A 20,830-nucleotide genomic window follows, 5' to 3' on the forward strand; every position below is an offset into this window, starting at 1 on the left:
CTGCCGATCGACGATCCGTCCCCCGCCATCGCCGGTGCGGGTCAGGCACCGGCGATGGTTCATCTTCTACCGATGAACCGCCATCTTCATAAGACAAGCGGATCGCGTTTGATCTGTAACGCGCAGCGTTCAGAACAAACCCGTGAATCCGCTCTGAATCAAAGGTGTAGAGCAGATTCACGACTCAAACCGGGTCGCTTCGCGAACCCGATTTGAGTCGATCTGCTCTAATCGCTCGGCTCCTGGCCTTCCGCCTCTTCAATGCCCTGCAGCACCGCCTCGAAGGGCAGCATCACCGAGCCGTGACGGTTGCGCAGTTCGATAGCCGGCTCCAGAAGCTCGAGCTCGGCCCAGTCGCCCTCGGGCGGCGGTCCCTGGCCGGCAAGCATGGCACGCACCGCTTCCGTGATCGCTCGCGCTTCGGCAAAGCTGCGCCCGGGCAAGATCTCCGAGAGTACTGACACCCCCACCTGGCCCAAAGAGCAGGCGCGCACGGCGTATCCCAGGGCCGTCACCCGGTCCTGCTCAACACGGAGATCAAGGGTCACGGTTGAACCGCACAGCGGTGACCGGCGGAACACCGTCACATCGGCATCCTCGAGCCTGCGGTCCTCCGCCACGCGGCGCCCATGCGCCATGAGCCTTGCGCTATAGAGATCGAGCAGATCGTCATCCATGACGCCTATCATAGGCAAAAAAGAAGCCCCCGGGGAGGGGGCTTCCAACTTCGACAGAGCAGGCGGCTTCAATCAGAAACCAGAGACGACTGCTCCCTGAAAACGCTCTTCGACGAAGGCGCGCACCGGGTCGCTGTGATAGGCCGCCAAGAAGCGCTCGAGCCACTCCGCTTCGAGATCCTCGCCGCGCACGGCGATGATATTCATGTAGGGGCTCTCCTGACCTTCGCGCAGGATGGCGTCTTCATTAGGGTCCAGACCGGCTTCCACGGCATAGTTGGTATTCACCGAGGCGACGTCGACATCCTCCAGCGAACGCGGCAGCTGCGCGGCGTCCAGTTCGATGAACTCGAAGTTCTTCGGGTTCTCGGTGATATCGAGGATCGACGGGGTCAAGCCCGTGTCCTCGCCGAGGGTAAGCAGGCCGGCTGACTGGAGCAGCAGCAGGGAACGGCCGCCATTGGTCGGGTCATTCTGAATGGCAATGCTGGCGCCCTCCGGGACCTCGTCAAAGCTGTCGTAGTTGTTGGAATAGAAGCCCATGGGGAAGACGACGGTCGGACCGGCATTGACCAGGTCGAAGCCGCGGTCACGCACTTGGTTGTCGAGGTAGGGCGCATGCTGGAAGGAGTTGAGGTGCAATTCGCCATCTGCCAGCGCCGTATTGGGCACGACATAGTCGGAGAATTCCAGGATCTCGATGGTGAGGCCCTGCTCTTCGGCGGCCACTTCCGCAACCACTTCCATGATTTCGGCATGTGGTCCGGGCGTGACACCGACACGCAGCGTTTCTGCCTGGGCCGTTCCGGCAAGGCCGAGACCGCCGGCCACTGCGGCAGCAAGTGCAAGATGGTTCAATGACTTAACCATTTAGGATTTCCTTTCTTCCTTTAAGGGGTCAGGCGTCGCGCAAGCGCTTGTTCACACGTCGGGCAAGACGATCACCCGCCGTTTGAACCGCCTGGACGAGAACGATGAGAACCAAGACGACCAGCGCCATGATTTCCGGCATGAAACGCTGATAGCCATAGCGAATGCCGAGGTCGCCAAGCCCGCCGCCACCGACGGCGCCGACCATGGCCGAGTAGCCGATGAGGCTGACGATCGCGAGGGTGAGACCGGCCACGACGCCGGGCAGAGCCTCGGGGATCAGGACCTTGCGGATGATCTGCAGCGGTGTGGCGCCCATGGATTTCGCTGCTTCCACCAGACCCTGATCGACCTCCCGGATTGCCGTCTCGACGATGCGCGCGATGAAAGGCACGGCGGCCACGGTCAGCGGCACAATCGCAGCCGTGGTGCCGATCGAGGTCCCAGCCACCAGGCGCGTGAAGGGGATGATCGCCACCACGAGGATGATGAAGGGGGTCGAACGCGTGGCATTCACGATCAGACCCGCCACCCGGTTGAAGGACACACACTGCAGCAGTTCCCCCCGGCCGCTGGTCGCGAGCAGCACCCCGAGCGGCAGGCCGAACAGCGTACCCAGCAGACTGGCAATGGCCGTCATCTGCAGGGTCTGAAGTGTGGCCTCAACCAGCAGCGCGGAGATCTGCGGGGAGATACCCAAGAGGCTCAACAACGACATTTTCACTCTCCAGAAAACGAATGGCCGCGGCGAGGGTGTCGCCGGCAACGGGCAGGGCAACGATCAGGGTGCCGAAGGCGGCATGACGCACGACATCGACTTGGCCATGCAGGATCGAGACGTCGACGCCCTGGGCCTTGGTGAGGCGAGAGATGACGGGAGATTCCGCGTCCGGGCCCGAGAAGCGCAGGCGCAGGAGCGCGGCTCCGCCAATCGGGTGCTCCGACAAGCGCGTGCGCAGGTGCGGCGGTACGTCATCCCCGGTGGCAGCGGCCAGCAGGCTGCGGGTGATCGGAGCCTGCGGTCGGGTGAAGACGGACTCGACCGGCGCCAGTTCCACAACTGCGCCGTCATCAAGCACGGCCACCCGGTGACAGATCTGCTTGATCACCTGCATCTCGTGCGTGATCAGCACGATGGTGATGCCCAGCTTTTCATTGATATCGCCCAGGAGGGCGAGGATCGAGCGGGTGGTTTCAGGGTCGAGGGCCGACGTTGCTTCGTCGCACAGTACAACCTTGGGCTCGGTGGCCAAGGCCCGCGCGATGCCCACACGCTGCTTCTGACCGCCCGAAAGTTCAGCCGGATAGCGGCCGGCCTTGTCGGCGAGCCCGACGAGCTCGAGCAGTGGTTCGACCTTGGCCCTGATTTCCCGGCGCGACAGGCCTTCGAGTTCCAGCGGCAGCGCCACGTTATCGAAGACGGTGCGCGAGGACAGCAGGTTAAAGTGCTGGAAGATCATGCCGATCTGGCGCCGCGCAGCGCGCAGGCGCCGCGCATCCAGGGCGGACAGGTCGACACCATCAACCTCAACACGCCCACTGCTGGGTCGCTCCAGCAGGTTGATCAGTCGAATGAGCGTGGACTTTCCCGCACCGGAGCGGCCGATCACGCCGAAGATCTCTCCCCGGTCAATCGTCAAGTCGGTCTCGGACAAGGCAGTGACGGCCGCGCTATCCTTTCGGGAAGGATAACGCTTCGACACCGCCTCAAGGCGAATCATCGAAGACATGGAAACCTCATGCTCCCGCCGGCCGACTCACGAGGGGCGGCGCGGACTTCGGACATAGAAAAACAACGCCAAGCGCAGCTACAGGCGCAGCGTATCAGGAACTCAAGGGGAGGGGGGACATCGGTGCATCGCGGTGCTCCTTGCGCTCGTAACGAGGGCGGGACCACGAAGACCTTCGTGGCGCTTTAGCTGTTGATGACGCGGTGCAAGCTGCCCTTCAAATCGCCGCGGGCCGGTAACGCCGGCCAGTCGTTTGTGCGTTGCGCCATAGATAACATTGTTGCGCGCAGCGTCAAGTGCCCTTCGAGACGGCGTGAAACTGCTATGCAGTTGCGCTGAGGCTAACCTGTCGGGGTTGGCTTGTCCGGCGAGACCTCGTCTGTACGCACCAGACCCTCGGCAAGCTTGCTCAACGCCGCTTCATCGAGCGTTTCCACTTGCAGCAGTGCTTCGGCACCGCGCTCCAAAAGGCCGCGATTGCGCTCCAGAACGGAAAGGGTGCGCCCAAACACGCGATCAATAATACCGCGCACCGCTTCGTCGATCTGGCGCGCCGTGGCCTCGCTGTAGCTGCGGTCAAGCAGACCTCCCGGCTGACCGCCCGGTTGGCCGAGATAGCTGCTGCGCTCCCGGTCATAGGCGACATGACCCAGGCTGTCCTCCATGCCGTATCGGGTCACCATCGAGCGGGCAATGTCGGTCGCCTTGGCCAGATCGTCCGCCGCTCCCGTCGAGAGGTGGCCGAAGATCAGCCTCTCGGCGGCGCGTCCGCCGAGCAGCACCGCGATCTTGTTCTCCAGTTCCTCTCGGGTCATCAGGTAACGCTCATCGGTGGGGCGCTGGATGGTGTAGCCCAGTGACCCGATACCGCGCGGGATGATGGAGACCTTGTGTACCTTGTCGCTGCCGGGCAGGGCGAGGGCGACGAGGACATGGCCCATCTCATGGTAGGCCACAACCTTGCGCTCCAAGGGGTTGAGCAGTCGGTTGCGCTTTTCGAGTCCGGCGACGATCCGCTCGATTGCCCCGGTGAAATCGGCGAGGGTAACGGCTTCCGCCCTGCGGCGCGTGGCCAGGAGAGCTGCTTCATTGACCAGATTGGCAAGGTCGGCACCGGTAAAGCCCGTGGTCAGGCCGGCAATCGCCTCTTCATCGACATCCTCCGCCAGCCGGATCTTGCGCAGATGCACCCGCAGGATCTGGGCGCGGCCGGTCTTGTCAGGCCGGTCGACCAGAACCTGCCGGTCGAAGCGCCCGGCCCGCAGCAGGGCCGGGTCCAGAATCTCGGGGCGATTCGTGGCTGAGAGCAGCACGACCCCTTCGCGTGGATCGAAACCGTCGAGTTCGGAGAGCAGCTGATTCAGTGTCTGCTCGCGTTCGTCATGACCGCCGCCAGGATTGAAGGCCCCACGTGCACGGCCCAGGGCATCCAGTTCATCGATGAAGATGATGGCCGGGGCGTGCTTGCGCGCCTGCTCGAATAGGTCGCGCACCCGGGCCGCGCCGACGCCGACGAACATCTCCACAAACTCGGAGCCGTTGATCGAAAAGAAGGGCACCGCCGCTTCGCCTGCAACGGCGCGGGCGAGCAGCGTCTTTCCGGTGCCCGGAGGCCCCACCAGGAGGATGCCCTTGGGAATGCGTGCGCCCAGATGTCCGTAGCGCTCGGGGTTCTGCAGGAATTCGACAATCTCCTGAAGCTCGGCCTTCGCTTCATCCACGCCGGCGACATCGTCGAAGCTCACTTTGACGCCGGTTTCCATGTAGATCTTGGCCTTGCTGCGGCCCACGGACATGAAGCCGCCCATGCCCCCGCCCTGACGCTGTAGAATGCCGCGAAACAGCACCAGCCAGATACCGAAGAAGACGAGAATGGGCAGCAGCCAGGAGAAGATCGAGGCCAGGACCGAGGGACCGGGCGCACCGCGGAAAACAACGCCTTCATTCCTGAGCTGCTCGGCGATAGCAGGATCCACACGGCGCGTGGTGAATCGCTCCTGTCCATCCATGGGGGGATTGATCGTCCCGGTAATTCGATCTTCGGCCACCTCGATATCCTGCAGGCGCCCCTCTTCAAGCAGGACCTCAAACTCGCTGTATGGCATGTCGCGAACGGTGCCGCTTTCGACCAGCAAGCTCTGAAGCAGCATCACCGAGAGCAGGATGAGCATCAGATGCCAGAGCTTGAAAGGCGGCTCGCTTCCCTGCTGTTCTCCGCTCTTCCGTCCTGCATCCTTCTTGTCGGTCACCGTGCTTCTACCTCAATCCAAGGTTTGATTTGCGCGCCGTTCGAGTCTTGCCGATGCCCCAACGTCTCCCGCGACACTGGCAGGGGCCTTGATCCCGGTCAAAATCGGCTCAGCAGAATTCACGCGCAGGCCCCAGGCTAGCGCAACTTGACGCAAGGGGCGCCAGCTTTTCCAATCGCGCAAGAATCCGAAGGAGGAGAGCACCACGATGAGCATGGCACAGCTGCTTCGGCGCAGCGTCGGGGCAGGCGCCGGGCGTCCGGCGGTGGCATACGGAACCCAGGTTCTGCAGGACTACGAAATGCTTGCGGCGCGCGCATCAGCGCTGGCCGCCGGCCTGCGGCGGCGCTTCGTGCTCAAGCCCGGGGACCGCGTGGCGCTCGCCATGAAAAACTGCCCCCAGTACCTGGAAGTGCTCTTTGGACTCTGGTGGGGCGGTTTTGCCGCTGTTCCCATGAATGCAAAGCTGCATCCACGGGAGTTTGCCTACATGCTGGAGCACTGCGGGGCGCGGCTGTGCTTCACAACGAAGGATCTGTCGGCGGCAGTCGGTGGCGTGACCGGCGGCCTGGATGATCTTCTGGAGGTCATAGAAGCCGGGAGTGCGGACTACGAGGCGCTGATCGCTGCTGGTGAGCCGTCGCAGCCCCATCCCTCCGGAAGCGACGATCTGGCCTGGTTGTTCTATACCAGCGGCACCACCGGTCGCCCGAAGGGCGCCATGCTGAGCCACGGCAACCTCCTTGCCATGACGGCCTGCTATCTGGCCGATGTGGACAGCATCGCGCCACAGGACACAATCCTGCACGCCGCCCCCATGTCGCACGGTTCGGGCCTCTACCTGGTGCCTCACGTGGCCGCGGGCGCCTGTAATCTGGTGCCGGAGAGCGGCGGCTTCGATGCCGAGGAGGTGCTGCACCTCTTGCAGCAGTATCGCGGTGTCACCGCCTTCTTCGCACCCACGATGATCCGCCGTCTCGTCGAGCACCCGGCAACGGCATCAGCCGACCTCACCAACCTGAAGACCATCGTCTACGGCGGCGCGCCCATGTACGTGGCCGATGTCGAGCGGGCATTGGGCGTGCTTGGCAACCGCCTGGCGCAGATCTACGGGCAGGGGGAAAGCCCGATGTGTATCACCGCCCTGCCGAAGCATCTCTATGCCGACCGGACGCATCCGCGCTGGCGCGAGCGCATTGCGTCGGCCGGTCAAGCGCAGCTGCTCATGGAAGTGGCCGTGGTCGGGGAAGGGGACCAGCCTCTGCCGCCGGGTGAAAGTGGTGAAGTGATCGTGCGCGGCCCGGCCGTGATGCAAGGCTATTGGGCAAATGCAGAAGCCACTGCGACAACTCTGGCAGGCGGATGGCTGCACACTGGGGATCTGGGCGCCCTGGACGAAGAGGGCTTCCTCACGCTCATGGACCGTTCCAAGGATGTAATCATCTCCGGCGGCAGCAACATCTATCCGCGGGAGGTCGAGGAGGTGTTGCTGCGCCACCCCGGCGTCGCGGAATGCTCGGTGATCGGTGCCGCCGATCCGGACTGGGGTGAGATCACTGTCGCCTTCGTGGTCATGCGCGAGGGCGCGGAGCCTGATCCGCAGGCCCTGGATCGTCTCTGCCTGGACGAGATCGCACGCTTCAAGCGACCCAAGCACTATCGATTCATCGATGCCCTGCCGAAGAGCAACTATGGTAAGATCCTCAAGACCGACCTGCGCAAGATGATGGTCTCCGGGGAGGAGACCTGAGCGCCAGCCCGAACGGAACCCTGTGGCGCTCCTGTAGAGTTGGGCCAACAGTCAGTCGTTGTCGGGAGCCCCGCGGACATGGTGAGCCTGCCGTTCAAGGATCGCAGCGAGGCCGGCCGCCAACTGGCCATCGTCTTGAAAGGGCATGCCCCGGCCAAGCCGGTGGTGCTGGCTCTGCCACGGGGTGGCGTCGCCGTCGCGCTGGAGATTGCGTTGGAACTGGCTGCGCCGCTGGAACTGCTGCTGGTGCGGAAGATCGGAGTCCCCTGGCAACCGGAGTTGGCCGCGGGCGCCCTGGTCGACGCCAATCCTCCGGCGCTGGTCTTGAACGAGGATGTCGTGGCTGGGACGGGGATGAGCCGCAGGGACATTGACGCGGCGGTCGAGCGGGAAACCCAGGAGATCCAGCGCCGCCGTGACCTGTACCTTCAGGGCCGAGCGCCACTCGACCTGAAGGGCCGCAGCGTGATCGTGGTGGACGACGGGCTGGCAACTGGGGCGACGGCGCGCGCCGCTTTGCGGGCGTTACGGGGCAGGGGGCTACAGCGTCTGATTGTTGCCGTGCCGGTCGCCCCAGCGGATACGCTCGAACGACTGAAGGCCGAGGCCGACGAGGTGGTGTGCCTGGCAACGCCGAGCCCCTTCGAAGCCATCGGGCTCTATTACCGCGATTTCCACCAGCTCTCCGACCGGGAGGTCACAGACGCGCTCGCCCGGGCACAGGCCACCTGATTGGGAATGGCCGCCTGGCCTCCCCGGCCCTCACTTCACCTTGCCAAGCGCCTGTGGCCTTGCCACCTTCTGCCAACCAACAGCAGACCGTGGGAGGTCCCAATGCCGCAGCCGATCCAGCTCTACACCTGGCCCACGCCCAACGGGCACAAGGTGCACATTCTGCTCGAAGAGCTGGAGCTGCCGTACACGGTTCACCCCATTGACATCGGCAGCGGCGATCAGTTCGACCCCGCGTTCCTCAAAATCAGCCCGAACAACAAGATGCCGGCCATCGTCGATCCCGAGGGGCCGGACGGCGAGCCGATCTCGCTGTTCGAATCAGGTGCGATCCTGCTCTATCTCGCCCAGAAGCATGGGCGTTTCCTACCCGAGGAACCCGCTTCACGCTACACGGCCCTGCAGTGGCTGATGTGGCAGATGGGTGGGCTGGGTCCCATGCTGGGCCAGGCGCACCACTTCCTGCAGTATGCGCCGGAGCCGATTCCCTACGGCCAGCAACGCTACAGCAAGGAGGCCCAGCGTCTCTATGGCGTGCTGGACAAGCGGCTGGCCGAAGCCCCGTATCTTGCCGGTGAGGAGTACAGCATCGCCGACATGGCTGCCTGGCCCTGGACCCGAACGTCGGAGCGCCAAGGGGTTGAGCGCGAGGCCTATCCGCATTTCTGCGACTGGTTCGATCGCATCGCTGCCCGGCCGGCCGTCCAGCAGGGCATCGAGGTTCTCGCTGACAGGCGGCGCCCGGAAATGAGCGCAAAGGAGAAGGAGATTCTCTTTGGCGCGGCCCAGTACGAGCGGCGGGGCTGACCCATGGCCAAGCCTTTTCCCCTGGAGCAGCAGCACCCCGAAACCCTGGCAGCACAGGCCGGCGGCTATCTCGATCCCGCGACCGGCGCGCCTATTCCGCCGATCCAGCCCGCCACGACTTTCGCGCGCGGCGCCGATCACGGGCCGCCGCCGCTGACCGATTATATCCGCACGCACAGTCCAAGCTGGACCTCGACGGAAGAGTTGCTGGCGCGCCTGGAGGGGGGCGCCGAAGCACTGCTCTTCTCCTCCGGTATGGCAGCGGTCCATGCAGCGGTGATGGGGCTTCGGCCCGGCGACCACATCGTGCTGCAGGAAGCGCTCTACTACGGTGTGCGTGGGTGGATCCGCCGCTTCTGTGACGAGTGGGGGCTTGGACTGACGCTGGTGGATGCCACCGACCTGCCGGCGGTCGAAGCAGCACTGCGCCCGGGCGAAACGCGGCTCGTCTGGATCGAGACACCGAGCAACCCGCTCTGGCGTGTCGTGGACATCTCGGCGGTGGCAGGCCTGGCGCATGCGGCCGGAGCACGGCTCGCCGTCGACAACACCGTGGCCACGCCGGTTTTAACCCGCCCACTGGCGCTCGGTGCCGATCTGGTGATGCACTCGGCGACCAAGTACCTGAACGGTCACGGTGACGTGCTGGCAGGCGCCTTGGTGACCGCCCACCACGACGAGCATTGGGCCCGCATCCGCGAGCACCGCAATCAGACCGGTGCCGTTCTGGGGCCCTTCGAAGCCTGGCTGCTGTTGCGCGGTATGCGCACACTGCCACTGCGGGTGCGCCGCCAGTGCGAGACAGCGGGGATGCTGGCGCAGCGCTTCAACGGCCACCCGGCCCTGGAGGCTGTGCTCTATCCCGGTCTGTCGGACCATCCCGGGCACGCCATTGCCGATCGACAGATGACCGGCGGCTTCGGCGGCATGATGAGCCTGCTGGTGAAAGGCGGCGCCGAGGAGGCAATCGAGGTGGTCAAGGCCTGCCGCCTCGTTCTTCCGGCGACCTCCCTGGGAGGCGTGGAGAGCCTGATCGAGCACCGCGCCACGGTCGAAGGCCCCGACAGCCCGGTGCCGAAAAACCTGCTGCGCCTGTCGATCGGCCTGGAGCATCCGGAGGACCTGGCGGCGGACCTGGAGCAGGCACTGCAGGCCGCCGTCTTCGACCGCAGCACCAGCGCCTGACCGACACGCATCATCTGAAAAATTCACGTTGCCCGAAGGCAAGGAAGGGAGACTCATGACCATCGACCTCTACACCTGGAGCACACCCAACGGGTACAAGGTTTCCATTGCTCTCGAGGAACTGGGGCTGCCCTACAACGTGCACCCCATCAACATCACCAAGGACGAGCAGCTCGCGCCGGACTTCCTGAAGATCAGCCCGAACAACAAGATCCCGGCCATCGTTGATCCGGACGGCCCCGAGGGAAAACCACTGGCGCTCTTCGAATCCGGCGCCATCCTGCTCTACCTCGCTGAGAAAACCGGCCAACTCATGCCGCAGGAGCCGCGGGCCTACTGGGAGGCGATACAGTGGCTGATGTGGCAGATGGGCGGTTTCGGTCCCATGCTCGGACAGGCCCACCACTTCTTGCGCTTCGCCAAGGAGGACGTGCCCTACGCCAAGAACCGCTATTCCAATGAAACGCGTCGGCTCTACGGCGTGCTAGACAAGCGGCTCGGCGAGGCAGAATGGCTGGCTGGAAACAGCTACTCCATGGCCGATATCGCGACCTTCCCCTGGGCGGGCCGCCACGAATGGCAGCAGGTCGATCTCGCCGATTTCCCGAACGTGAAACGCTGGTTCGATGCCATGGCGGCACGCCCAGCGGTTCAGCGGGGCAGGGTGGTGCCCAAGTAGGCCAACCGGATCAGTCTGCCTCCTGCTCCGAGAGCGCCTGAAGCTTGCGGGCCAGGAGGCAGAACTCTTCCACTGAAAGTTCTTCCGCGCGGGCGGTTTCAGCGATTCCGCTGTCCTGCAGCAGCAGGGCGGGGGACACACCCAAGCCCTTCAGGGATTGGCGCAGCATTTTGCGCCGCTGCCCGAAGGCAGCCGCCGTCACACGCTCGAGATCCGACAAGCGGCAGGGCGCCAGGGGCTGCGCGCGTGGCCGCAACAAAACAACGCTGGAGACCACTTTCGGCGGCGGCGTGAAGGCGGATGCGGGGATGTCGAAAACGATGTCGGCCTCGCAGAGCCACTGGGTGAACACGGCCAGACGGCCGTAGGCCTTGCTCCTGGGCGCGGCAACGAGCCGCTCGGCCACCTCCTTCTGAAACATCAAGACCAGTCGATCGAGAACCGCCGGGTCCACAGCAATCTGCTGCAGCCACGCGGTGAGCAGTGCCGTCCCGATGTTGTAGGGCAGGTTGCTCACGATCATGCGCGGCGCGGTGCCCAGGTCCGCTAGCGGCAGCCTGAGCGCATCGGCCTCGATGAGGGACAGCCGCTTGTCCGAAGCCTCGACGAGTGACGCCAGCGCCACCTGGCAGCGCCGGTCCTTCTCGACTGCAATCAGACGCTCTGCGCCTTCAAGGAGCAGGGCCCGTGTCAGTCCGCCGGGACCCGGCCCAACCTCGATGACTGTCGCGCCCTGCATCGGGGCGGCCAGGCGCGTGATGCGGCGGGTCAGGTTGAGGTCGAGGAGAAAGTGCTGTCCGAGGCTCTTGCGGGCAGCAAGTTCATGCTGCGCGATCACTTCGCGCAGCGGCGGCAAGGCAGCGACGGGGTCGGACGTCATTTCCGGTGATTGGTCAGTGATCACAACGGCGACGCCCAATCACGCCCATTCGCTATAGGCGAACATCGATGTTCGCGGCACGCCTCAGGTCGCGCATATAGCGGGCCGACAGCATGTCCAGACGTTCGCGGCGCAGGCTTTCCGCTACCGCGTCCCGATCAAAGTTCCCGCCTTCGATCTCCCGGTCGCAGACAAAAAGGACCATGACGCTCTCTCCGGTAAAGATCGGGGGGCTGGGCACACCCTGCGGTAGGTTCAGCGCCAGCGAGCGCAGTTCATCGGACATGTCCTGCGTGTTGATGAAACCCATGTCCCCGGAGCCCGCGGCCCCAATGTCGGCGGCCAGAGCTTCGGCCGCGGCACAGGAGTCGATGGACACGGTCGCTTCCTCAGCCTGGCGCATCACTGCTTCCTCCTGGCCGGGCTCCGCTTCCCAGGCAATCTGGGTCATTCGCACACGGCCTTCGCCCCCGCCGGTACCGCCCATGGCCCCCTGCCGCCGGTCGATGAGAACCAGGATGTAGTAGCCATTGACCGAAGGAATGGGACCGGCGAGATCGCCGGGCTGCATGTCGGCGATGACGCTGGCGATGTCAGGCGCCAGGCGAGATTGGGACACAAAACCGCGATCACCTCCGGCCGCGGCGGTCGGCGACTGCGAAAACTGGGCGGCAAGCTGCTGGAAGCTGGCGCCCTGCGCGAGCTGGTCGATCAGGCGCTCGGAAAGCTGACGCGCTTCGTTCTCCTCCGCCGTGCCCTGGAAGGGGATGAAGATCTCGGCAAAGCGCGCCTGAACCTCTGCGTCCTGGCCGCTCATGCGGTCGACTGCTTGATCGATCTCTTCCTCGGTCACCTGCACATCAGGAACCACCTGCGCCGTCAGGATCTTGTTCCAGGCCACGCTCGCCCGAAGCTGATCCTGGATCGACTGCAGCGGCGCGCCGTTGCCTTCCAGCATGTTAACGAACTGCTCGGGCGTCATATCGTTACGCTGCGCCATCTGCGCCAGTGCCTGGTCGATCTCCTCCTTAGACACCGAGATGGACAGGCGCTCGGCTTCCTGGCGCTGGAGTTGCTCGTCGATCAACTGCCGCAACACCGGACCGGCGATCTGGTTCAGAGTCTCTTCGCTCTCGGGCAGGCCCGACGCCAGCAGGGCCACGCGAATCCGGCCCTCGAAATCCAGTCGCGAAATCACCTCGTCGTTCACCACGGCGGCCGCGGTGAAAACGTCCTGAGCCGCGGATTGCCGTGGACCCGACAGAGGCCAGACGAGGGCAATCAGCAGGGTGAGGACAAGAATTCTCATATCGGCGTTACCCTTTACATGGTCGCACTACAGCCCACCGGGCCAAGCGCCGGCACTATAAGCGGCTGTTACACCGCGAACAACGCGCGAGGACGTTTCGGGCTGTAAGCAATACAAGCACGGCTAATTGGCGCCCGCGCCGCCGAGATAGCGGAAGGTGATGTTGAAGAGGAAGTTGTAGCCTGGCTCGATTTCCCGATCCCGATAGCGGCGCCGCTCGACCCCGGCGCTGAAATTGAAACACTCGCACTCGAATCCCAGTGCCAGCCCGACGCGCGGCGTGTAGTCCTCGGCCAGGTCCCGGGTGGCATAGGCGGAGGCGTACCATCGACGCGAAAGCTGAGCGTTAATCTGGCCGGAAACCTCTTCGCGGCGACCGAAAAAGCTCTGGTCGCTCAAATCCGGCAAGTCCATGTAGCCTAGCTCGACGTTCAGATAGTCAGGTCCCAGCCGCGCTTCCGCTTCCTGCTGCACAGGGCGCAGGCTACTTTGATCGAGTCTGGCGCGGTAGACGAGATCGATCTCGTCGATGGGGCGCAGGCGCAGGCGGGTGACGAAGTCTGAACGGCGATTGCGCAACCCGCTGTCGTTTGGAAAAGAGTTGTTGCTCTCGAAGCGGTAGCTTTGACCAAGGAACAGTTCGCTGTAGAAGCCCTCGCCGGTGGCAAGCGAGTAGTTCATGCCGTAGTCGACGCGCGAACCGCTATCGACGCGATCTAGGCCCGGATAGCGGTTGACGGAGAAGAGGTTGGTGTCGTCGAAGGTTATGTCGACGCTGTCCTCGTTGGGAATGCGACGATGGTTTCCTCCCGAAGGAGCGGCAACGAACTGCACGATTGGTTCCACGGTCTGCTGGAAGCCGTCGCTCTGGATCAGCCAGGGATAACGCACTTCCAGCGAGGCATGCGGGAAGATTCGTCCGGTGGTGATCTGGTCATCGGGATTGGCGGGGTCCGGGTCGGTGGAACCCGGTTGGTGCCCCTGGGTCCAGTAGCCATCCATCTGCACGGCGGCGCGAAACTTGTAGACCTCGCCGAAGCGACCGATGGCAGGAAGCGTGACGCCGGGCGTCACCGACAGGCGGCCCACCTCTCGTCCCTCCCTCCGGGCAATGGAAAGCAGGCTGGCATCGAGTGTCGGATAGGCGCTGCCCCACTGCGGCTCGCCGGCGTGGCTGAACTCCAGGAGCGGCAGGACGATCGGCTGCCGTTTCTCGGAAAGTTCGTCTGTAAGGATCTGGTAGGCGAAGGCGTTGGCGCCGAAGTAACTCCGCCCATCGAAGCGCTCGGCAAAGGCGTGGCTGTCGTAACGGGAATCATCCACGAAATCGTAGGCTCGAAGATAACTCTGGTCTGTCGAGCGGCGCAGGTCGTAGCCAGCTCGCCAGCGATCCGTCAGGGAGAAACGGCCGCTGGCATCGATGTGGCCGCGAAAACTCTCTTCGCGCCAGCGATCGTTGAAGTCGCGCCGCCGTGAATAGGTACCGCTGACTTCCGTGCGCATTTCGCCATAGGGCAGAAGCTGGCGGTGCTCCAGACTGAGCACGGGCAGACGCCTTTGCATCACCCGGGGCGTGATTGTCACATCCGAGGTTTCGTCGATGACGTGGAAGTAGGGCAGGTTGACGTAGGTACCCTGGTATGAGGTGCTGCCAAGGCTGGGAGAGAGCAGGCCGCTCTGACGCGTCACCGTCCAGTCCGCATGCTGAAAGTAGGGGGTATAGGCAACCGGAATGCCAAACATGTTCAGCCGCGCATTGCGATAGCGCAGGGTCTGAGCTTCCTGGTCGTGAGCGACTTCATCGGCCTCCAGGTGCCAGAGCGGTTGCTCGTCTTTCCCGAAGGTGCAGCGGCTGCAGGGGGTGAAGCGGGCCTTGTTGAAAACCGTCAGATTGCCGTCGGTGCGCACCGCATTCGCCGCCGTCATGCGGCTGCTCTCGCGCAGCAACGCGCGAACCTGGTTGACGAAGGCCTCGTCCAGGTCGCTGGTGACCTCGGCGCGCTCGGCGAAGACGACATCACCGTTGTCGTCGATGATCGCCACATTCCCTTCGGCGAGGATCACGTCGCGCTCGGTGTGATAGACAATCCTGTCGGCCCGAAGGGTCCGCGTGCCGTAGGCCACCTCGACATCGCCCTGCGCGGTGATGGTGCCGGCGTCGCGGTCCTGAATCACCTCCCGGGCACTGAGCAATGCATCAGGCTGCTGCGCCAAGGTAGGTCCGGCCATGAAAAGCACGCCGGCGAGCAGGCATGCAAAACCGGCGCACCACGCACGCACCAAGCATTGCCGGCAGCCCCCGATCAGTCTGCGCATCTTACGTTCCCTGCCTGCAGCCCGCCGCGAATCCCGGCCAGCCGACCCTGCGACCTTTAGCGCGGCGGAGGCCTTAATCCTAGGGCCGATCTCCGACTCTCCTTCAACGGCCTGTCCCATGTTGATCAGACGGCGCAGAGCATCGCGTTGACCCTTTCTGCAGCGCGGGGCAGTCTCGGCCGCATGACGCGCGGGAAGTTCATCACCTTGGAAGGCGGAGAAGGGGCGGGCAAGTCGACCCATTGCCGCGCACTTGCGGCGGCCTTGCGCAGCGCGGGCCTGGAGGTGCTGGAAACACGCGAGCCCGGAGGCAGCCCTGGCGCTGAAGAAATCCGCGAACTGCTGGTGCATGGGGCCGCCGGTCGTTGGGATGCGCAGACGGAAGCGCTGTTGGTCTTTGCCGCACGGCGCGACCACTTCGTCACGCGGATCGAGCCGGCGCTCGCGCAAGGTGCCTGGGTCATCTGCGATCGCTTCGCCGATTCGACCTATGCCTATCAGGGCTATGGGCGTGAACTCCCGCTCGAGCCGCTTCGCGCCCTCTATCGCTTTACCGTCGGCGAGAAGCAGCCGGATCTGACTCTGCTGTTCGACTTGCCGGTGGAGTTGGGCCTGGCGCGAGCGGCAGGCCGCCACGGGGCGGCGGAGCGCTTCGAAGGCCTGACGCACGCCTTCCATGAAAGGGTGCGACAAGGTTTTCTGGCCATGGCCGCCGCGGAACCACTTCGTTTTGCCCGCATCGACGCCACGCAGCCTGTCGAAGCGGTGACGCTGCAGGTGCGGCAGAGCGTTGGTACACGCCTGGGGGTGTCGCTGTGAGTCGTGGCAAGGCCCGCCAGGACAGCTCGGCGGAAGCTCCTGCGCATCCTCGCCAAACGGCTGAGCTGCTGGGCCAGCAGGAGGCGGAGCAGAGGCTGCTGCGCGCCTATCAAAGCGGCCGCCTACCGCACGCCTGGCTGCTCACCGGCCCGCGCGGCATAGGCAAGGCCACCCTGGCCTACCGCTTTGCCCGTTTCCTCTTGAGCCGGGACGAAGCTGCAGCGGCCGGTCCGGCGCTGTTTGAAACCGCGCCTACAGAGAGTCTGCCAGACGGTCTGGCTTTGGCGCCCGACCACCCGGTCTTCCGTCGGGTGGCAGCCCAAAGCCACGCCGATCTGCTCAGCATCGAGCGACGCGCGCGCGACGACGGCAAGCTGAAGCGCGATATCGACGTCGAGTCCATACGCCATCTCAACAGCTTTCTGCACATGACAGCCGCCGAAGGTGGCTGGCGCGTGGGCATAGTCGACACCGCCGACGAGATGAACGTCAACGCGGCCAACGCGCTGCTGAAGGTACTGGAAGAGCCGCCGGCCAATGCTGTGCTGCTTCTCGTCAGCCACGCACCCGGCCGCTTGTTGCCGACCATTCGCTCGCGCTGTCGACGGCTGGCTTTGAAGCCTCTGGAGGGGGCAACGGTGCTGGCGTTGTTGGAGCGGGAACTTCCTGAGGCCGACCCGGGGCAACGCCTGCTGCTGGCGCGCCTGGGCGAGGGCAGTATCGGGCGTGCGCTCGAGCTGGCTGAGGAGGGGGGTGCCGACCTGTACGAGGGTCTGCTGACGGTGCTGGCCGATGCGCCGCGCCTTGACCCCGTGACCAGCCATGCCTTTGCCGAGAGCGTTGCCCGCGATGCCAGCGGCCGGCGGTTGCGCACCCTGTCCGACTTGCTGCTCTGGTGGTTGGGGCGCCTGATTCAGACGGCCGCGCGCGGTCAAGAGAACGAAGCCCTGGTCCCGCAAGAGGAGGGGCTGGCGCAGCGCCTGCTCGCCCGAGGTACGCTTGCGCAGTGGTTGACGCTGTGGGAGAACCTTGAGCGCCTATTTTCCCAGGCTGAACGCGCGAGCCTGGATCGGAAGCAGGTAGTCCTCACCGCCCTGGATCGCCTCGCTGCCGTGACCGCGGCGCGCGCCGTTTGATAGCGCCTTCCTGGAGTTGAACTGCACCGATGTCTGTCCGGACAGATAGCTACTACATCACGACGCCGATCTATTACGTCAACGACGTGCCGCACATCGGCCATGCCTACACGACGCTGGCCTGTGATGTCCTGGCGCGCTTCATGCGCCTCGACGGCAAGGAGGTTTTCTTCCTGACCGGCACCGATGAGCACGGACAGAAGGTGGAGAAGTCGGCGCAGAAGGCCGGGGAGGAGCCCCAGGCCTTCACGGATCGGGTGAGCCAGAACTTCCGCGACCTGGCTGCGGTGATGAACTTTTCCTACGACGACTTCATCCGCACCACCGAGGAGCGCCACCACCGCTCCTGCCAGGCGTTGTGGGAGAAACTGGTGGCCTCCGGCGACATCTATCTGGACAAGTATGCCGGCTGGTACGCAGTTCGTGACGAAGCCTTCTATGGCGAGGACGAGCTGACCAAGACCGAGGATGGCCAGCTGGTGGCGCCCTCCGGCGCCGAGGTGGAGTGGGTGGAGGAACCCTCCTACTTTTTCCGCCTGTCCGACTGGCAAGACCGCCTGCTCGATCACTACGACCGCAACCCGGATTTCATTGGGCCGGACAGCCGCCGCAATGAAGTGGTCTCCTTCGTGAAAGGCGGGCTGCGCGACCTCTCGGTCAGCCGCACCACCTTCAACTGGGGCATCCCCGTGCCGGGCGATCCCGAGCACATCATGTACGTCTGGCTCGATGCGCTGACGAACTACATCACTGCTGCGGGCTATCCCGACACCGACAGCGAAACCTTTCAGCGTTTCTGGCCCGCCAATCTGCACATGGTGGGCAAGGACATTCTGCGATTTCATGCCGTCTATTGGCCGGCCTTCCTCATGGCGGCAGAGGTGCCCTTGCCCCGACGGGTCTTTGCCCATGGCTGGCTGATGAACCGCGGCCAGAAGATGTCGAAATCCATCGGCAATGTGCTGCGCCCCCAGGAACTGGTGGACACCTACGGTCTGGACCCGGTGCGCTACTACCTGCTGCGCGAGGTGCCTTTCGGCTCCGACGGCTATATCAGTCACGAGTCGATGGTGGCCCGCATCAACGGCGACCTGGCCAACGACCTCGGCAACCTGGCGCAACGCGTTCTGTCGATGATCGCCAAGAACTGTGGCAGCGCGGTGCCTCAAGCCGGCGCCCTGCAGGAGGGCGACCAGGCGCTGCTCGACAAGGCCGCGGGCTTGCGTAATCGCCTGCGCGAATTCTACGACCAGCAGGCCTTCCATCGCGGCCTGGAGGCAGCCTGGCAGGTGGTCGGCGATGCCAACCGCTATGTGGACGAGCAGGCCCCCTGGGCCCTGCGTAAAACCGATCCCGCCAGAATGCAGACGGTGCTCTGGGTGCTGGCCGAAACGGTGCGCCGGCTGGCTCTGCTGAACCAGCCCGTCATGCCCGACGCTATGGCGGCGATGCTCGATCAGCTCGCTGTGCCGACCGACGCGCGCGACTTCGACCAGATCGAGGCGGCACTCGTCCCAGGCACGCCCTTGCCGAGGCCCGAGGGCGTCTTTCCGCGCTTCGTGGAGGCTGCGGAGGAGGGCGGGGCGTGATGCTGGTCGATTCCCATTGCCACCTCGACTACCTGGAGCGCGAGGGAGAGTCACTCGAAGAGGTAGTGGCGCGCGCGCAAAGAGCCGGCGTCGGACGCCTGGTCACCATCTCCACCAAGCTCAGCGAGTTCGACACCATCCGCGGCATCGCCGAGCGCTTCGAGGCAGTCTACTGCTCCGTCGGCGTGCATCCGCATGAAGCAGGGGAGGAGGGGGTCGAGGATCCCCAGAGCCTGCTGTCGCGCAGCGAGCACCCCAAGGTGGTCGGAATTGGCGAAACCGGCCTGGACTACTTCTATGAGCACAGTCCGCGCGACGCCCAGCAGCGCTCTTTCCGGACGCATATAGCCGCGGCGCGGGAAAGCGGACTGCCGCTCATCGTGCATGCGCGCGATGCCGATGCCGACACAGTGGCTATCCTGCAAGAAGAGCATGCCCGCGGGCCCTTTCCCGGCGTCATTCACTGCTTCACGGCTGGTCCGGAACTGGCGCAGGCCGCCCTGGAGATCGGCTTCTACATTTCCCTGGCTGGCGTGGTGACCTTCAAGAAGGCCGAGGCGCTGCGCGAAACCGTGCAGCAGGTGCCCGTGGAGCGCCTGCTCGTGGAGACGGATGCACCTTATCTCGCTCCGGTGCCCAAGCGCGGAAAGCGCAACGAGCCGGCCTACGTGGTGCACACGGCGGAGAAGATGGCTGAGCTCATGGGCGTATCAGGGGAGGAATTGGCCGAAGCGACAACGGCAAACTTTTTCCGCCTCTTCTCCAAGGTGCCGGCGCCGCAATGAAGGTGACGGTCCTGGGCTGCGGTGGTTCCGCTGGCGTGCCGCTGGCGGAGGGCTCGCCCGGCGGTCACTGGGGACGCTGCGATCCAGAGCACCCGCGCAACCGGCGCCGACGGTGCTCGATCCTGGTGGAATCACAGGGCAGGGCGGTCCTGATCGACACCTCGCCGGATCTGCGCCTCCAGTTGCTGGACAATGCGGTGGAGCAGGTCGACGCGGTGCTCCTGACCCACGCCCATGCGGATCACCTGCACGGCCTGGATGAGTTGCGGTCCATGGCAAACAGGCGCAAGGCCTCCATCCCGGCTTACATTTCCCAGCGCGATCACGCCCAGATCACCGCGCGCTTCGACTATGCCTTCGCGTCGAGTCATACGGCCAGCCGCCTTTATCCGGCGATCTACGACGATCGGACGGTGGACGATGGATCCTTCGATCTGCTCGGGCTGTCGGCCCAGGCCTTTGCGCAGAATCACGGCAATGTCATCAGCACCGGATATCGCATCGGATCAATGGCTTACTCGACCGATGCCAAGGAATTGGATGAAGCTGCCTTTGCGGCCTTGCGCGGCATCGACCTCTGGATCGTTGACTGTCTACGCTATAGAGAACACCCGACCCATTCGCATTTTGAGCAGACGCTGCGCTGGATCGAGCGGGTCAAGCCGAAGCGCGCGCTTTTGACCCACCTCAATCATGAAATGGATTATAAAACCCTGCGCGCAGCCTGTCCGCCGGGGGTCGAACCGGCCTACGATGGGCTGATTGCAGAGATTGCGGATTAGGGCGATGCAGCGGGAACTCAAGCAGTTCAGTTTTACCGACCTGACGGTCCCGGCTTCACCGAACTGGTTTCTAGCCTGTCCGCCGCAGTCCGGTCTGGCCGCCTGCAAGATGGAGGCACCGGTCTATCCCATGCCCATGACGGAACTGCAGGCGCGCTTTTTCGAGGTGGCCAGTGCCGAAGCCCGCGTTGCGCTCATCGCTGATCAGTCAGTTCACAATCGCTATCGGTTCACCCAGAAGAGTAGGCTCTTCAAGTTCGTCGATGAGATCACCGTGGAGTTCGTTGAACTCACAGCGGATACCTCCAGCCTTTACCTTCTCGGCCGCTCACGGGTCGGTTGGTGGGACATGGGGGTGAACGCTCGGCGGGTCCGGCGCTGGTTGCGCAAACTGGGCCGTCGCTGATCGGCAAGAGCCAGCCTCTACCAGATCGACTGGCGTCTCCGAGCTATCGTCCTCACCCGTTCGTTCTTTCCATAATATACATTATGCGTTTTTAACGTTCGGCAGATAGCACCATCGGTAACCGCGCGC

At 64.2% G+C, this 20,830-nt stretch carries 20 protein-coding genes; 12 read left to right on the forward strand and 8 right to left on the reverse strand.

From position 1 onward, the window contains the following. Positions 1-216, forward strand: a 216-nt coding sequence (locus ABZ720_RS00005) for a hypothetical protein (protein ID WP_366552506.1), incomplete at its 5' end; no start/stop codon positions are given. An 11-nt stretch (positions 217-227) separates the two neighbouring features. Here the strand turns inward: ABZ720_RS00005 and ABZ720_RS00010 are convergent. From ABZ720_RS00010 to ftsH, 5 genes are all read right to left on the reverse strand, one after another. After that, the gene (locus ABZ720_RS00010) at positions 228-677 is read right to left on the reverse strand and encodes an iron-sulfur cluster assembly scaffold protein (RefSeq protein WP_366552508.1); all 450 of its coding nucleotides are present in this window, start codon (positions 675-677) and stop codon (positions 228-230) included. Between the two features lie 72 nt (positions 678-749). Continuing rightward, the gene (locus tag ABZ720_RS00015) at positions 750-1,547 is read right to left on the reverse strand and encodes a MetQ/NlpA family ABC transporter substrate-binding protein (protein WP_366552511.1); all 798 of its coding nucleotides are present in this window, start codon (positions 1,545-1,547) and stop codon (positions 750-752) included. Between the two features lie 28 nt (positions 1,548-1,575). Next, positions 1,576-2,265, reverse strand: a complete 690-nt coding sequence (locus ABZ720_RS00020) for a methionine ABC transporter permease (protein WP_366552513.1) — start codon at positions 2,263-2,265, stop codon at positions 1,576-1,578. Then, positions 2,210-3,268, reverse strand: a complete 1,059-nt coding sequence (locus tag ABZ720_RS00025) for a methionine ABC transporter ATP-binding protein (RefSeq protein WP_366553513.1) — start codon at positions 3,266-3,268, stop codon at positions 2,210-2,212. The genes ABZ720_RS00020 and ABZ720_RS00025 overlap by 56 nt, the downstream gene beginning before the upstream one ends. Positions 3,269-3,618: 350 nt before the next feature. Further along, positions 3,619-5,526: an ATP-dependent zinc metalloprotease FtsH gene (gene ftsH, locus ABZ720_RS00030; RefSeq protein ID WP_438264057.1), complete on the reverse strand. Its 1,908-nt coding sequence runs from the start codon at positions 5,524-5,526 to the stop codon at positions 3,619-3,621. A gap of 208 nt (positions 5,527-5,734) precedes the next feature. On the opposite strand from ftsH, the gene ABZ720_RS00035 reads away from it, so the two are divergent. The 5 genes from ABZ720_RS00035 (at position 5,735) to ABZ720_RS00055 (ending at position 10,679) form a co-directional block, all read left to right on the forward strand. Then, positions 5,735-7,276 (forward strand): AMP-binding protein, encoded by a 1,542-nt coding sequence (locus tag ABZ720_RS00035; RefSeq protein WP_366552515.1) that lies wholly within the window; start codon positions 5,735-5,737, stop codon positions 7,274-7,276. Between the two features lie 78 nt (positions 7,277-7,354). Then, the gene (locus ABZ720_RS00040) at positions 7,355-8,008 is read left to right on the forward strand and encodes a phosphoribosyltransferase (protein ID WP_366552517.1); all 654 of its coding nucleotides are present in this window, start codon (positions 7,355-7,357) and stop codon (positions 8,006-8,008) included. Between the two features lie 102 nt (positions 8,009-8,110). Then, positions 8,111-8,815 carry a glutathione S-transferase N-terminal domain-containing protein gene (locus ABZ720_RS00045; protein ID WP_366552519.1) on the forward strand — a complete coding sequence of 235 codons (705 nt, stop codon included), beginning with the start codon at positions 8,111-8,113 and terminating at the stop codon, positions 8,813-8,815. 3 nt (positions 8,816-8,818) lie between these two features. Beyond that, on the forward strand, positions 8,819-10,000 hold the full coding sequence (locus tag ABZ720_RS00050) for a trans-sulfuration enzyme family protein (protein ID WP_366552521.1): 1,182 nt from the start codon (positions 8,819-8,821) through the stop codon (positions 9,998-10,000). A 55-nt stretch (positions 10,001-10,055) separates the two neighbouring features. Further along, entirely contained in the window at positions 10,056-10,679 is a 624-nt protein-coding gene (locus ABZ720_RS00055; protein ID WP_366552523.1) for a glutathione S-transferase family protein, read from the forward strand. Positions 10,680-10,689: 10 nt separating this feature from the next. Here the strand turns inward: ABZ720_RS00055 and rsmA are convergent, their stop codons facing one another. The 3 genes from rsmA to ABZ720_RS00070 all read right to left on the reverse strand — a co-directional run bounded on the left by rsmA (position 10,690) and on the right by ABZ720_RS00070 (position 15,184). Further along, positions 10,690-11,580 (reverse strand): 16S rRNA (adenine(1518)-N(6)/adenine(1519)-N(6))-dimethyltransferase RsmA, encoded by an 891-nt coding sequence (gene rsmA / locus ABZ720_RS00060; RefSeq protein WP_438264069.1) that lies wholly within the window; start codon positions 11,578-11,580, stop codon positions 10,690-10,692. A gap of 31 nt (positions 11,581-11,611) precedes the next feature. After that, positions 11,612-12,868: a peptidylprolyl isomerase gene (locus ABZ720_RS00065; RefSeq protein ID WP_366552527.1), complete on the reverse strand. Its 1,257-nt coding sequence runs from the start codon at positions 12,866-12,868 to the stop codon at positions 11,612-11,614. A 123-nt stretch (positions 12,869-12,991) separates the two neighbouring features. Continuing rightward, a complete protein-coding gene (locus ABZ720_RS00070; protein ID WP_366552529.1) occupies positions 12,992-15,184 on the reverse strand; it encodes an LPS-assembly protein LptD in 2,193 nt (730 codons plus the stop codon). Between the two features lie 183 nt (positions 15,185-15,367). Here ABZ720_RS00070 and tmk point away from each other — a divergent pair, with 183 nt between their 5' ends. Genes tmk through ABZ720_RS00100 form a run of 6 tightly spaced genes read left to right on the forward strand, consistent with a single transcriptional unit; the run spans position 15,368 to position 20,701 of the window. Then, on the forward strand, positions 15,368-16,003 hold the full coding sequence (gene tmk, locus ABZ720_RS00075; RefSeq protein ID WP_366552531.1) for a dTMP kinase: 636 nt from the start codon (positions 15,368-15,370) through the stop codon (positions 16,001-16,003). After that, a complete protein-coding gene (locus ABZ720_RS00080) occupies positions 16,000-17,139 on the forward strand; it encodes a DNA polymerase III subunit delta' (RefSeq protein ID WP_366552533.1) in 1,140 nt (379 codons plus the stop codon). The genes tmk and ABZ720_RS00080 overlap by 4 nt, the downstream gene beginning before the upstream one ends. A 29-nt stretch (positions 17,140-17,168) precedes the next feature. Beyond that, positions 17,169-18,728: a methionine--tRNA ligase gene (gene metG, locus ABZ720_RS00085; RefSeq protein ID WP_366552535.1), complete on the forward strand. Its 1,560-nt coding sequence runs from the start codon at positions 17,169-17,171 to the stop codon at positions 18,726-18,728. Beyond that, positions 18,728-19,513: a TatD family hydrolase gene (locus ABZ720_RS00090; protein WP_366552537.1), complete on the forward strand. Its 786-nt coding sequence runs from the start codon at positions 18,728-18,730 to the stop codon at positions 19,511-19,513. The genes metG and ABZ720_RS00090 overlap by 1 nt, the downstream gene beginning before the upstream one ends. Continuing rightward, a complete protein-coding gene (locus tag ABZ720_RS00095) occupies positions 19,510-20,295 on the forward strand; it encodes an MBL fold metallo-hydrolase (RefSeq protein ID WP_366552539.1) in 786 nt (261 codons plus the stop codon). The genes ABZ720_RS00090 and ABZ720_RS00095 overlap by 4 nt, the downstream gene beginning before the upstream one ends. A gap of 4 nt (positions 20,296-20,299) precedes the next feature. Continuing rightward, positions 20,300-20,701, forward strand: coding sequence for a DUF1499 domain-containing protein (locus ABZ720_RS00100; protein WP_366552541.1), 402 nt, complete (start codon positions 20,300-20,302; stop codon positions 20,699-20,701). Positions 20,702-20,830 lie beyond the last annotated feature (129 nt).

The organism is Aquibaculum sediminis (genome assembly GCF_040712085.1).
In the GTDB taxonomy this organism is placed as follows: domain Bacteria; phylum Pseudomonadota; class Alphaproteobacteria; order Kiloniellales; family DSM-21159; genus Aquibaculum; species Aquibaculum sediminis.

Excerpts from the sequence above, each read along its gene's own strand:
- tmk (WP_366552531.1), top strand. The coding sequence starts at position 15,368 with ATGACGCGCGGGAAGTTCATCACCTTGGAAGGCGGAGAAGGGGCGGGC.
- ABZ720_RS00055 (WP_366552523.1), top strand. The coding sequence starts at position 10,056 with ATGACCATCGACCTCTACACCTGGAGCACACCCAACGGGTACAAGGTT.
- ABZ720_RS00020 (WP_366552513.1), bottom strand. The coding sequence starts at position 2,265 with ATGTCGTTGTTGAGCCTCTTGGGTATCTCCCCGCAGATCTCCGCGCTG.
- ABZ720_RS00065 (WP_366552527.1), bottom strand. The coding sequence starts at position 12,868 with ATGAGAATTCTTGTCCTCACCCTGCTGATTGCCCTCGTCTGGCCTCTG.
- ABZ720_RS00015 (WP_366552511.1), bottom strand. The coding sequence starts at position 1,547 with ATGGTTAAGTCATTGAACCATCTTGCACTTGCTGCCGCAGTGGCCGGC.
- ABZ720_RS00100 (WP_366552541.1), top strand. The coding sequence starts at position 20,300 with ATGCAGCGGGAACTCAAGCAGTTCAGTTTTACCGACCTGACGGTCCCG.
- metG (WP_366552535.1), top strand. The coding sequence starts at position 17,169 with ATGTCTGTCCGGACAGATAGCTACTACATCACGACGCCGATCTATTAC.
- ABZ720_RS00040 (WP_366552517.1), top strand. The coding sequence starts at position 7,355 with ATGGTGAGCCTGCCGTTCAAGGATCGCAGCGAGGCCGGCCGCCAACTG.
- ABZ720_RS00090 (WP_366552537.1), top strand. The coding sequence starts at position 18,728 with ATGCTGGTCGATTCCCATTGCCACCTCGACTACCTGGAGCGCGAGGGA.
- ABZ720_RS00095 (WP_366552539.1), top strand. The coding sequence starts at position 19,510 with ATGAAGGTGACGGTCCTGGGCTGCGGTGGTTCCGCTGGCGTGCCGCTG.
- ABZ720_RS00025 (WP_366553513.1), bottom strand. The coding sequence starts at position 3,268 with ATGATTCGCCTTGAGGCGGTGTCGAAGCGTTATCCTTCCCGAAAGGAT.
- ABZ720_RS00070 (WP_366552529.1), bottom strand. The coding sequence starts at position 15,184 with ATGCGCAGACTGATCGGGGGCTGCCGGCAATGCTTGGTGCGTGCGTGG.
- ABZ720_RS00010 (WP_366552508.1), bottom strand. The coding sequence starts at position 677 with ATGGATGACGATCTGCTCGATCTCTATAGCGCAAGGCTCATGGCGCAT.
- ABZ720_RS00050 (WP_366552521.1), top strand. The coding sequence starts at position 8,819 with ATGGCCAAGCCTTTTCCCCTGGAGCAGCAGCACCCCGAAACCCTGGCA.
- ABZ720_RS00035 (WP_366552515.1), top strand. The coding sequence starts at position 5,735 with ATGAGCATGGCACAGCTGCTTCGGCGCAGCGTCGGGGCAGGCGCCGGG.
- ABZ720_RS00045 (WP_366552519.1), top strand. The coding sequence starts at position 8,111 with ATGCCGCAGCCGATCCAGCTCTACACCTGGCCCACGCCCAACGGGCAC.